Here is a 12,302-nt window from a genome sequence, read left to right as displayed (position 1 = left end):
AGCCTACATGCAGCACACTTGACGCCGCCATGGGTGCGCGCCATCTTCCCGCTTTCCCAGGACGGCCTCATCCCAATGTTTTTGCCGCATTCACTCGGTATCGGACAAGGTCGAAAACCACCGGCTCAGAAAGAGCAAATCCATGTATCGAGCGCTGACACAATCCATCGAGGTGTGTGCGGAACCGAGCTATCTGCCCGCGCAATCCGATCCCGATGCCGCCCATTTCGTCTGGGCCTACCGCATCACCATCACCAATCAGTCGCAGGAAACGGTGCAGCTCATTTCGCGATACTGGCACATTACGGATGAGCTTGGGCGTGTTCAGGAAGTGCGCGGCGAAGGGGTGGTCGGCGAGCAGCCGGTGCTCAATCCCGGCGACAGCTACACCTATACCTCCGGCTGCCCGCTGCCGACACCTTCCGGCATCATGTCGGGACGCTACACGATGCGCGGCCCGCAGGGGTTTCTCTTCGAAATCGACATACCCGCCTTTTCGCTCGACCTGCCGGGCGCACCTGTGCAGATCAACTGAAGTCGGAAGGGTCGAATTCGTATTCGGTCGAGCAGAATTCGCAGGTAATGCGGATCTTGCCATCCTCAACGCTGTCGGCGATCTCCTCTGCCGTAAAGCCATCGAGAATGGTCTTGATCTTTTCGCGCGAGCAGGAACACTCGTCGCGCACATCCACGCCTGCATAGACGCGCACACCGTGCTCATGGAAAAGCCGGTAGAGAAGACGCTCCGCCCCCACGGTCGGATCGATCAGTTCGGTTGGCTCCACCGTGGACAACAGCGCAAGCGCCTCCTGCCAGGCATCGTCCTCCGGATGCGATGAGCCGTCGTTCTCCTCGTCGCCATCGCCGCCCGGCAGATCGGCCATCCGCATACGTTCGGGCGAATTGGGCAGGAATTGCAGCATTAAACCGCCGGCCCGCCAATGCTCGCGACCGGCCTGTTCGCCGGGCAGCACCATTTTGGCCACGCCAAGGCGGACTTCGGTCGGTATCTGCTCGGACTGGCGGAAATAGGTTCTCGCCACGTCCTCAAGCGTGGACCCGTCGAGCTGCACGATGCCCTGGTAGCGCTGCATATGCGCGCCCTGATCGACAGTCAGCGCCAGGACGCCTGCGCCAAGCAGGTCCTCGGGCTTTGTCTTGCCGGCGGCAACGGCTTCGGCAAGCCGTGCCTCGTCGAAGCGCGCATAGGCGCGTACCGCGCTCGGGGTCGAGAAATCAGCCACCAGCATATCGACAGGCCCGTCGGAGCGGGTCTGCACGATGAATTTCCCCTCGAACTTCAGGGCACTGCCCAGAAGCACGGTCATGGTGATCATCTCAGCGAGCAGACATGCCACCGGCTCGGGATAGGTGTGCCGGCCGAGAATCTGGTCAAGCATGGGACCGAGCTGAACGGCACGGCCGCGCACATCCAGCGGTTCCACATCGAAGGGAACGACGTTGTCGTCGCCGGCGAAACCGAATTCGCCGAGTTCTTTCCTGTCCGCGCTCACTGGCCGAGACACCATGCAATGACCGCTTTCTGCGCATGCAGGCGGTTTTCAGCCTCGTCGAACACAACCGAATGAGGACCGTCGATCACCTCGTCCGTCACCTCCTCACCGCGATGGGCGGGAAGGCAGTGCATGAACAGCGCGTCGGGTTTTGCCCTTTTCATCAGCTCTTCATTGACCTGATAAGGCCGGAAGACATTGTCGCCACGGGCGCGATGTTCCTGCCCCATGGACACCCATGTGTCGGTGACGACGCAATCGGCGCCATCGACGGCGGCTTCAGCCGTTTTCTGGAAGGCGACCCTGCCGCCATTGGCCCTGGCCCAGTCGACATATTGCGCCATCGGCTCACTGCCCTGAGGCACGGCAATGTTCAGCCGGAAATCCATACGCGCCGAAGCTTCTATCAGGGAATGAAGAACATTGTTGCCATCGCCCGTCCAGGCGAACAGCTTGTCCTTCACCGGGCCACGATGCTCCTCGAATGTCAGCACATCGGCCATGATCTGGCAGGGATGCGTGTCATCCGTGAGGCCGTTGATGACCGGAACGGTGGCGTTTTCGGCGAGCTCCAGAAGACGCTCATGCGCGGTCGTGCGGATCATGATCGCGTCGACATAGCGGGACAGCACCTTAGCCGTGTCGGCAATGGTCTCGGAACGGCCGAGCTGCATTTCCGTACCGGTCAACATGATCGTCTCGCCGCCGAGCTGGCGCATGCCGACATCAAAGGAGACGCGGGTGCGGGTCGACGGCTTGTCGAAGATCATCGCCAGGACCTTGCCGTCCAGCGGCCTTTCCCGCTCTCCGGCCTTCAGTCGCTCCTTGCGGGCTCGCGCATCGTCCAGCATGGAGCGTAACTCCTGCGGCGCAATTTGCGAAAGGTCGATGAAATGGCGCGGGGCGCTGACCATGCCCGCCTCCTTGTTCTTCTCAAGCATTGGCTTTTTGGGCGGCGTGCACTGCGGCGGCGGCATCGTGCATACGGCGCACGCCCTCGCGGATCTCCTCGTCGGTGATCGTCAGGGCCGGCAGAAGCCGCAGCACATTGTCGCCGGCGGGCACCACCAGCAGCTTCTGATCGGCCATGGCCTGCTGCAGAAGCGCGTTCGGCACCTTGCACTTGATACCGATCAGCAAACCTTCGCCTCGCACGGTCTCGATGACGTCCGGAAATTCGTCGGCAATGGCGGCGAGGCTCTGTTTCAGGAGTAAACCTTTCTGGACCACGGCGTCCAGGAACCCCTCTTCCAGCACAACGTCCAGCACGGCATTGCCGACGGCCATCGCCAGCGGATTGCCGCCGAAAGTGGTGCCGTGGCTTCCAGGCTTCATACCCTTGGCCGCCTCATCGGTGGCAAGACAGGCACCGAGCGGGAACCCGCCGCCAATACCCTTGGCAACCGCCATGATGTCAGGCGTGACTTCAGCCCATTCATGGGCGAACAGCTTTCCTGTGCGGCCAACGCCCGTCTGCACCTCATCGAACATGAGCAGAAGGCCGTTCTTGTCGCAGATTTCACGCAGGCGACGCAGGGATGCGTTCGGCAGGCGGCGCACGCCGCCCTCGCCCTGAAGGGGCTCCACGAGAATGGCGGCGGTCTGCGGCCCGATGGCTTTCTGAAGGGCCTCAATATCGTCGAAAGGAACCTGATCGAAGCCTTCCACCTTGGGGCCGAAGCCTTCCAGATATTTTGCCTGGCCACCGGCGGCGATGGTCGCCAGCGTACGGCCATGGAACGCGCCTTCAAACGTGATGACGTGATAGCGCTCCGGCTGGCCGTTCACATAGTGATAGCGGCGCGCCGTCTTGATGGCGCATTCAAGCGCTTCGGCACCGGAATTGGTGAAGAACACCTTGTCGGCAAAGGTATGGGCAACCAGACGCTCCCCAAGCGTGCGCTGATTGGGGATGTCATAGAGATTGGAGACATGCCAGAGCTTTCCCGCCTGCTCGGTCAATGCCGCGACGAGATGCGGATGGGCGTGCCCCAGGGAATTCACGGCAATGCCCGCCGCAAAATCCAGATAGCGCTCACCGTCGATCGTCTCCAGCCAGCAGCCTTCGCCTTTTTCAAAGGCGAGGGGTTGACGGGCGAAGGTTTCATAAAGCGCAGATTCACGCATCCAGACGGTCTCCGCTGAGCCTGAGGGTTAGTCCTCACGCCACGTCGTGTGCCCCGCGCGAGGATGAGGAAATCAAAATGCCGCCCAAGGGGCGGCAGAGCCTGTGTTTTATCTGTCTTTTCCCGATGCCTGTCAATTCAAACGGCGCAACGGGAAGATGACAGCAAAAAAAGCAAACTGGGGAAAACCGCAAAAAGCGAATCAGCTTACGGTAAGGACTCTTGTCACGGAGTCAGCCGATAAGGTAGCTTCTGACCCAGCAAAAACTACATTTTGTGCGGCAACCCATACCTAGCAGCTTTATACGGTGCTCGCTCGGCTCTCGTCGAGCGTTGAAGGATTCGGATTCCGCACGCTGGACAGGAGCAGCCAGATGAACTGGACTGACGAGCGGGTTGAAACCTTGAAGAAGCTATGGGCCGAAGGCCTTAGCGCAAGCCAGATCGCCGCGCAGCTGGGCGGCGTGAGCCGCAATGCCGTGATCGGCAAGGTGCACCGCCTGAAGCTCTCCAGCCGCGGCCGCGCCGCAAGCCCGCGCACGCGTCAGAAGAAGGCGCCGCAGGCCACTACAAACGCTCCGAGCACAGCCCGCCGGCCGCGCAACACCCGCCCGGTAACCGCGACCATCGGCGCGACCGCTCTTCAGGCACAGTTCGAAGAAGAGCCGGTGGCACGCACCTATCTTCGCCCCGTGAGCGACGTCGTGGTGCCGATCTCGCGCAAACTCTCCCTCGTGCAGCTCACCGAGGTCACCTGCAAATGGCCGAATGGCGATCCGCTTTCGGAGGAATTCAGCTTTTGCGGCAATGAGGCCGGTGAATCCGGCCCCTACTGCAACTATCATTCGCGCATTGCCTATCAACCGGTTTCGGAGCGCCGTCGGGCGCGCTGATCTCTTACAAGGTAAGGGGCTCTGGCAAGGTAAGGGGCTCTGGGCAGGGGCACGAAAAAGCGGGATCGCAAGGTTCCGCTTTTTTGTTTTCCGAACACCCTCGCAGTCAGGCAGAACGACTTGACTGGAATATGCTCTATTTATGCAGGTGTCAGGTGATACCACCTGACTGCAAAATACTCCGGGCTCAGGAAGCTCCGGGACCCGCAATGATCCGATGGCTCTTGTCTTCCTTCGGGCGTTCGAGCGGAAGCTGCATACCCGTGACGATATGATGCACCGTCTCGGCGATATTGGTGGCGTGATCGCCGATGCGCTCGATGTTCTTCGCACAGAAGAGAAGATGCGTGCAGGGCGTGATGTTGCGCGGATCCTCCATCATGTAAGTCAGGAGTTCGCGAAACAGGGACGTATACATCGCGTCGATTTCCTCGTCGCGATCGCGCACGAAGCCGATGCGCTCGATGGAGCGCGAGGCATAGACATCGAGCACCTCCTTAAGCTGGGTCAGGGCAAGCCCTGCAAGCGCATCGAGCCCCCGGAAAAGACGAACGGGCTGCTTGCTCTCGGTCACGGCCACGACGCGCTTGGCAATGTTCTTGCCAAGGTCGCCGATGCGCTCGAGATCCGAGGATATGCGGATGGCGCCGACGATTTCCCGGAGATCGCCGGCCACGGGCTGACGGCGGCCGATGATGATGACCGCGCGTTCACCGATCTCGCGCTCCTTCTCGTCCAGGAAAACGTCATCCGCCACGACCTTGCGGGCGAGCCCCGCATCCGACTGGATGAGCGCTTCCATGGCCTCGGCCACCATGCGCTCGGCATACCCACCCATCGCTGCGATCTGGTCCACGAGATACTTCAGCTCGTCGTCGAAAGATCGCATCGTATGATGGGTTTGCATGATAAGTTTTCCGTTGTTTTCTGGCAATCGCGTCCATGACTAAGCTATTGCGATTGCAGGAAAATGAAAGAGCAAAGAAAAATAGTTGCGTAGCTGACCGTCTAAGCGGGGCGACTGGCCGCGCCCGGCGGCAACGGCGGAAAGTGCACCGTGAACGCAGCACCCTTGCCGACTTTCGAGCGGATGGACAGGCGCGCGTCATGGCGGGTGAGGATATGCTTGACGATTGAGAGCCCAAGCCCCGTGCCTTTCTGGGCGCGGCTCGTTTCCACATCCACACGATAGAAGCGCTCGGTGACACGCGGAATGTGCTCCTCCGGAATGCCGGGCCCGAAGTCGCGCACCGTCGCGCGCACCTCTTCGAGCGGCCCCGCCTGCTCCGCAGAAACAAGGATCCGGCCGCCCGCACCACCATATTTGCAAGCATTTTCCATCAGATTTTCGAACACCTGAACCAATTCATCGTGGTTTCCCGCGACAAAGATCGGCGTGGAGGGAAATGCCTTTTCGATGGTCACGCCACTTTCGCCGGCAAGATGGCGCATGGATTCAACCACCCCATCCAGAAGCTGCACGAGGTCCACGCGACCGCTGGGCTTCAGATAAGGCTTCATCTCCAGACGCGACAGCGAAAGCAGATCATCGATCAGGCGCGCCATGCGCTGGGTCTGGTTGTGCATGATCTGAAGAAAATTCTCACGCGCCACCGGGTCGTCGCGTGCAGGGCCACGCAGCGTTTCTATAAAGCCTGACACCGAGGCGAGCGGCGTGCGCAGCTCATGGCTGGCATTGGCGATGAAATCGGCCCGCATGCGGTCGATGCGGCGCGCCTCGCTCTGGTCCTTGAACAACAGCACAAACAGTTCCGTGCCGTCGCCAATGCTGCTTGCCGAAACGCGATATGCTCGCTCCACAGGTACGCGTTCTGAATAATTGATGGCGCGCGAACTGCCATCGCTCGCAATCGCGTCAGCGATCAGTTCATGCATTTCCGGGGCGCGGAACTTCAAGCGCAGGGAGGTTCCAGAGGATATGGGGCCGAAAGCCCTGTTGGCAGCTTCGTTGGCAAACAGGATTTCGGCATTGCGATCGAAAATATAAAGTGGATCGGGAACAGCGGCTGCGAGAGAGACAGCAGGCAGCGTATCTATACTCACCGGCCCCTTTGTTGCGACGGGCAAATCATCCTCCTGACGATCCGGCGGAAAGAAGCCCGCCAGCCTGTTTTGCAGGCGCTCCCGCAAACTGCCGCCCCCCCGCTGGTCCGGACCAGAGGGCTGCAGGACTTCCGGCGCCTTTGATCCGGATTTTCCATTATTCGTCTTCATATGCCAATCGGCTCCATCGGGGAGCAGCGCGCCCCAGAACTCCATACCACCGCGCGGCTCGACACAGCCACGTCATTTGATCGCTGCTAGACCTGATGCCGGGCAGCAAATAGCATGCATTCTCCCACGGTTCAGGAACGAGAAATATGAACAAGCCTTTGGAAAACCCCTCGCAAGACAAGATCGACCCCATCGAAATCAAGGTCGACGGCAAGAAGCGGACCTTCGACATCGACGATCCGAAACTGCCAAGCTGGGTAAAGGACAACGCGCTTGCGGCAGGCGGCTTTCCATATGACAAGGAATACGACAAGGACACCTATGAAAAGGAGCTGGAGCGGCTCCAGATCGAGCTCGTCAAGCTCCAGAGCTGGATGCAGGCTTCCGGCGAGCGGGTGATGGCCCTTTTCGAGGGGCGGGACGCAGCCGGAAAAGGCGGCACGATTGCCCGGATCCGAATGTACATGAACCCGCGCATGGCGCGCAACGTGGCGCTGCCGAAGCCCAGCGAAACGGAGCGCGGCCAGTGGTACTTCCAGCGATATGTGACGCATTTCCCCACGTCGGGCGAATTCGTCACCTTCGACCGCTCCTGGTACAATCGGGGTGGCGTCGAGCCGGTCATGGGCTTCTGCACTCCGTCACAGCATGAGCAGTTTCTGGACGAAGTTCCCGATTTCGAACGCGCCATCGTCAATGACGGCATCCATCTCTTCAAGTTCTGGCTCAATATCGGGCAGGAAACCCAACTCGAACGCTTCCACGACCGCCGGCACAGCGAACTGAAGCATTGGAAATTCTCTCCGATGGATGTCGCGGGCATCAAGAAGTGGAAAGACTACACCAAAATGCGCGACCTCATGCTCGAGCGGACCCACAGCGCCCATGCGCCGTGGACAGTCGTGCGCGCAAACGACAAGCGGCGCGCACGGCTTGCCGTCATCCGCCGCATTCTTCTCTCCGTCGCCTATGACGGAAGGGACCTGGATGCAATCGGCGCCGAGGACCAGCTCATCATCGGTTCGGGCCCGGGTTTCCTGGTCTGACGCGTCGCGCGCAAGCGAACCGAGCGGGCAAAGGGCGGCACGGCCTGCCACCCTGGCCCCACGTGACGGCCGGGCTCTTTCCTGCTCCTGCCGACACGCATTGCTGCGGCTTCTGGCTGGAGGCTTTTCGACGAAGACGCTCCAGTACCGATATAGGGACCTCGATACGGCTTGTGCGGTGTCTTTTCCCAATGATGCGGGTTCCAGTAGAGCTGCCAGAGGCATCGCCAGGCCGCCAGCGACATCAGGCACCAATAGGCCGGCGTCCAGAGGAGTTTTTTCCAGAAACCTGCCCGTTCCGTCCGGTTCAAGGAAAGCCATCCGATATACAGAAAAGCCGCATGGCCCAAGACCACGTTTGCCCCGTCGAGCATGAGCAGCCAGAAATGACCGGGGCGGAACTCGCCATCAAGCGCGACATAGACCCCGAGCCCCAGAACCGTTGCCCAAAAGATCGAGTAAGCGAGCGCGGAAAGAACCATGCCCGCAAACAAAACCTGCATGATGACGAAGGAAGGCAAGCCAAGTTCACGCACGGCAGCGCCGGGATCGCGCATGTGAACCAGCCATGTCTGCGCCCAACCCTTGAACCAGCGCGTGCGCTGGGGCACCCAGACCCGCGCCTGGGTGGGTGCGTCTTCATAGGTCGCATTGGCGATCATCGACGTCCGGTATCCGAAGCGGCATAGCCTCAATCCCAGATCCGCGTCCTCGGTAACATTGTAAGGGTCCCACCCTCCGACCGCATTCAGGGCAGAGCGGCGAAAATGGTTCGAGGTGCCGCCGAGGGGGAGCATCAGGCGGCGGCGCGCCAGCCAGGGCAGCACCACGCGGAAAAGGGCCGCATATTCCAGCGCAAACATGGAGGAAATCCAGCTTTCCCCACTGTTAGAGATGGTGAGCGGGGCCTGCACGCAGGCAAGCTTCTCGTCGCCATCGCGAAAAGCCTGCCAGGCCTCGACGAGCTGGAAGGATTGCGGACGATCCTCCGCATCGTAAAGAGCCACGAACTCTCCCGAGGTCATCGGCAATGCGTAGGAAAGCGCCTTGGGCTTGGTGCGTGGCCCTCCGGCGGGTACCTCGATCACTTCGATATAAGGCCGTAATTCATGGGAGCGAATGGCTTCCAGAGTTTCACGATCGTCGCTCTCGCAAACCAGCTTGATCTCCAGTTTGGAACGCGGCCACACCAGACGACCGAGCGCAGAAAGCAGGTCGGGTATGACATCGGCTTCCTTGTAGAGGGCAATCAGCACCGAATAGACAGGGGCCTCGGCCTGATCCATGTCGGTGAAATTTGGCTTCTTCTCCGGCTCGCGCGACAGGCCGATTGCAATGCGTAAAACCACGCAGGCCAGGAAGGCCACCGACAGCACCCCATGAACAGAAAGCAGAGCTGCGGCCGGCCTCGTCCAGGAAAAAAAGGCGAGCGTGACGAGCAGCGCCCCAAGTGCGGCCCCCTGCCAGGCATTGACCACGAAACGCGAAGATTGTTTCGGGTGGGAAGAAAACAGCCCATCCGTCGCGGCGCGCATAAGCTCGGGGCGAAAGCGCTTTCTGACCGTCTCGCGCAAGTGTGACGGAGGAACCACCCGCAACCGGCGGGCCGCGCGCGGATAGCGCCTGACGAAGGAACGCAAAGCAGGAATATTGAGACGGTCCGGCGCGATCAGAACAATGGAACGACCGTCGCGATCAAGGGTAAGCGCCATGCGCACCCCGCCCCGGTTCGCCAGCGCAGCAAACCCCTGCCACTCACGCATTACCAAGTCGGAAGGATCCGGCCTGTCTAGATAAGCAAGCCCCAGATCATCGGCGAGCGCGCGAAAGAGTTCGCGCTCGGACACCGCACCCGAGGCAAGCAATTCCGTCTGGAAGGAAACACCGCAGATCTCCGCTCGCTGGGCAATACGCTCGATCTCGAAAACGGGCACATTCAGCCGTTTCAACAGCACCTGCCAATCGCCGACGGGAGAAGGCTGCACCGCCTTCGGCAACGAAGCCGAGAATGACTGATGAAAGCTTTTCCGTTCTGCTCCCCCACCACCTTCAATCATGGCAGGAAGCAGATCCCTCTGCCTTAGAACGAAGAAAGAGCTTCCCCTTAAATATAAAAGTTATTATCTGAGCCCCAACCAACCCCTCTAAATGCTTAGTATCGGTATATAAGAAATAATTTCCTTTGAAGGAATCGAAAATTTCAGAATAGAAACCCATCACACACCCCCACAACGCATGACAATTTCCAGATATATTTTTGAAATCCACAGTTTTCGTAAAAAAATTATCAATTTTGGGACATTCCGAGTCAACGCAAAATTTCATATTGACTATTCAATTTTTTCGGGAATTAAAAATTATATGCAATTTTAAATTGCAATAAAACATGCCTGACCGGCAACTCCCGTGATCGTTTCGAGTATGCCCGATTGCCCACTCATCCGGAATTCGATGCTTTCCGCCTCGAAATCGGCGTCCGCAGGCAACCGGGCATCGAAAACAGAAACGTGAAACTAGCCGAGGGTATAAGGCTTCAAGAAAAGCGCTGCCATCGATGGTTGCAGTCCGTTCCGATGCAGGCAGGCATTTTTTTGATGAAATCCGTTCGTTGCTTCCCGTATCGGGGATTTGCCAAACCACTATCGACGTGCCAACTAGTCCGTTACAGGGAAAACAGTTCGGGCACGGACGGAAGACACTTCATGAAAAGCGCACAGGGAAACCGCATCCGCGGCCTCGCGGTCGCCATGGCCGCCGCTGTCCTTCTTGCGTTTCTGTCCGATGCCAATGCCCAGCAGAAAAATACGCCGGGTTTCTGGGGCCCCAGCCAGCGCATCGCGAAGCCGGACCTTTCCCCCATCACGCGGCTTCGTTTTGTGACCACGGTGGATTTCTTCCCGTTCAACTATATCGATGGCGCAGGCATTCTCACCGGTTTTCACGTCGATCTGGTGCGCCGCATCTGCGCCGAGCTTTCGATAACCGACCGTTGTCAGATCCAGGCTTTGCCCTGGAAAGAGTTACGGCCCGCACTTGAAGATGGACGCGCAGAGGCAATCGTGGCCGGGCTCGCTGTCACTCCGGAAAATCGGAAGCACTATCTCTTTTCGCAGCCATATATGCGTTTTCCTGCAAGGCTGATTGCAAAGCGCTCCTCCCTGCCGGAAGAGCCGATCGCTCAAAGCCTTTCGGGAAAACGCGTCGGCGTGCTCGGCCGGACCACACATGAGCGGCTCCTGCGCGACCTCTTCCCTGATGCCCGTGCGACAACCTACAGCAAGGCTCAATGGCTCTACGAAGATTTGCAGTCGGGCAAGATCGACACCGTTTTCGGCGATGGAATGCGTTTGAGTTTCTGGCTGGCAAGCCCTGAGGCGAAAAACTGCTGCACCTTTGCCGGTGGCCCCTATATGGCGCAGGATTATCTGGGACAGGGGCTTGCCATCGCGGTTCCCACAGACAACCCCATGCTTGCGGAGGCCATCAATTTCGCCCTGCACGAGATCGAGGCGAGCGGCGCCTTTACCGAACTCTACCAGCGCTATTTCCCGGTGAGCTTCTACTGACCGCGTCTTGAACGCCCTGGGCGAAAGGGCAAGGCAAGCATCCAGCCAAGCTTCGCGGTGAGCCCGCCGCGATATTCGGAAAGCCCTATTTCCATCGCCTCGTGCCCACGACGTGGCTGTGCCACATAGGTGCCGAACAGGCGATCCCAGAACGGGAAATTAAAACCGTAATTGGAATCCGTCTCGTCGGGGATCGAGGAGTGATGAACGCGATGCATGTCGGGCGTCACCAGGAAGCGACGCAGAACGCGATCCAGCCCAAGCGGCAAGCGCACATTTGAATGATTGAACATCGACGTGCCGTTGAGCACAATCTCGAAGATCAGCACCCACAGGACCGGTGCGCCAAGTGCAACCACGATACCCGCCTTCCACACCATGGAAAGGAGGATTTCCAACGGGTGAAAGCGTAGCCCCGTCGTGACATCGAAGCCGTTGTCGGCATGGTGCATGCGGTGGATGCGCCACAACAGCGGTATCTTGTGGCTCGCAACATGCTCCAGCCAAACTGCGAAATCGAGCAGGATGAAGGCGAGGATGCCTGCAATTGCCTGCGGCAGCGCAAGGACATTGAAAAGGCCGATCCCCATGTCCTGCGCCCACAAGGCCGCACCGACCGCAGCCGCCGGAAAGACGATGCGCAGTACGATTGAAGACAAAAGCACCATCGACAGATTGGCAAACCAGCGCCGCGACTTCAGCGCCCCCACCATCTCGGCGCGCTCCAGACGCGGGGACCATAGTTCATAGACGGCCATGGTCGTGAAAATGCCAAGGAAAGCAGCAAGCCGGACTGCGGCTTCCGAATAAAGAAAAGAGCTCATGCCGCATTATCCCGATGGGTGTGATCAGGCGCCAGTCAAATGACGTTGATCTACCCTTGCCTGTCCCTCACCGTGTGAAAACGCTGCCCTCACGCGGA

At 59.4% G+C, this 12,302-nt stretch carries 11 protein-coding genes; 4 read left to right on the top strand and 7 right to left on the bottom strand.

The features are described from left to right. Positions 1 to 142: 142 nt before the first annotated feature. Positions 143 to 535, top strand: a complete 393-nt coding sequence (gene apaG / locus NA8A_RS02110; protein ID WP_009755738.1) for a Co2+/Mg2+ efflux protein ApaG — start codon at positions 143 to 145, stop codon at positions 533 to 535. Here apaG and NA8A_RS02105 read toward each other — a convergent pair. Genes NA8A_RS02105 through NA8A_RS02095 form a run of 3 tightly spaced genes read right to left on the bottom strand, consistent with a single transcriptional unit; the run spans position 528 to position 3,641 of the window. Continuing rightward, the gene (locus NA8A_RS02105; protein ID WP_009755737.1) at positions 528 to 1,529 is read right to left on the bottom strand and encodes an Hsp33 family molecular chaperone; all 1,002 of its coding nucleotides are present in this window, start codon (positions 1,527 to 1,529) and stop codon (positions 528 to 530) included. The two genes, apaG and NA8A_RS02105, sit on opposite strands and share 8 nt — an antisense overlap. After that, the gene (gene argF / locus NA8A_RS02100) at positions 1,511 to 2,428 is read right to left on the bottom strand and encodes an ornithine carbamoyltransferase (RefSeq protein WP_009755736.1); all 918 of its coding nucleotides are present in this window, start codon (positions 2,426 to 2,428) and stop codon (positions 1,511 to 1,513) included. The genes NA8A_RS02105 and argF overlap by 19 nt, the downstream gene beginning before the upstream one ends. A gap of 19 nt (positions 2,429 to 2,447) precedes the next feature. After that, positions 2,448 to 3,641, bottom strand: a complete 1,194-nt coding sequence (locus NA8A_RS02095) for an aspartate aminotransferase family protein (protein WP_009755735.1) — start codon at positions 3,639 to 3,641, stop codon at positions 2,448 to 2,450. A gap of 373 nt (positions 3,642 to 4,014) precedes the next feature. On the opposite strand from NA8A_RS02095, the gene NA8A_RS02090 reads away from it, so the two are divergent. Continuing rightward, on the top strand, positions 4,015 to 4,533 hold the full coding sequence (locus NA8A_RS02090; protein ID WP_009755734.1) for a GcrA family cell cycle regulator: 519 nt from the start codon (positions 4,015 to 4,017) through the stop codon (positions 4,531 to 4,533). A gap of 187 nt (positions 4,534 to 4,720) precedes the next feature. Here the strand turns inward: NA8A_RS02090 and phoU are convergent, their stop codons facing one another. Then, positions 4,721 to 5,440 (bottom strand): phosphate signaling complex protein PhoU, encoded by a 720-nt coding sequence (gene phoU / locus NA8A_RS02085; RefSeq protein ID WP_009755733.1) that lies wholly within the window; start codon positions 5,438 to 5,440, stop codon positions 4,721 to 4,723. A gap of 101 nt (positions 5,441 to 5,541) precedes the next feature. Next, complete coding sequence (locus NA8A_RS02080; protein WP_009755732.1) at positions 5,542 to 6,813, bottom strand: ATP-binding protein; 1,272 nt, start codon at positions 6,811 to 6,813, stop codon at positions 5,542 to 5,544. Between the two features lie 101 nt (positions 6,814 to 6,914). On the opposite strand from NA8A_RS02080, the gene ppk2 reads away from it, so the two are divergent. After that, positions 6,915 to 7,814, top strand: coding sequence for a polyphosphate kinase 2 (gene ppk2, locus NA8A_RS02075; protein WP_009755731.1), 900 nt, complete (start codon positions 6,915 to 6,917; stop codon positions 7,812 to 7,814). Here the strand turns inward: ppk2 and NA8A_RS02070 are convergent. Beyond that, positions 7,736 to 9,769, bottom strand: a complete 2,034-nt coding sequence (locus NA8A_RS02070; protein ID WP_240532724.1) for a glycosyltransferase — start codon at positions 9,767 to 9,769, stop codon at positions 7,736 to 7,738. The genes ppk2 and NA8A_RS02070 overlap by 79 nt on opposite strands. A gap of 747 nt (positions 9,770 to 10,516) precedes the next feature. Between NA8A_RS02070 and NA8A_RS02065 the strand changes: the two genes are divergently transcribed. Beyond that, complete coding sequence (locus tag NA8A_RS02065) at positions 10,517 to 11,380, top strand: transporter substrate-binding domain-containing protein (RefSeq protein ID WP_009755729.1); 864 nt, start codon at positions 10,517 to 10,519, stop codon at positions 11,378 to 11,380. On the opposite strand, the gene NA8A_RS02060 is transcribed toward NA8A_RS02065, so the two are convergent. Next, complete coding sequence (locus tag NA8A_RS02060) at positions 11,374 to 12,204, bottom strand: sterol desaturase family protein (protein ID WP_009755728.1); 831 nt, start codon at positions 12,202 to 12,204, stop codon at positions 11,374 to 11,376. The two genes, NA8A_RS02065 and NA8A_RS02060, sit on opposite strands and share 7 nt — an antisense overlap. Positions 12,205 to 12,302 lie beyond the last annotated feature (98 nt).

Source organism: Nitratireductor indicus C115 (genome assembly GCF_000300515.1).
Taxonomy (GTDB): Bacteria; Pseudomonadota; Alphaproteobacteria; order Rhizobiales; family Rhizobiaceae; genus Nitratireductor; species Nitratireductor indicus.
This window is presented reverse-complemented; position numbering and strand designations above follow the sequence as displayed.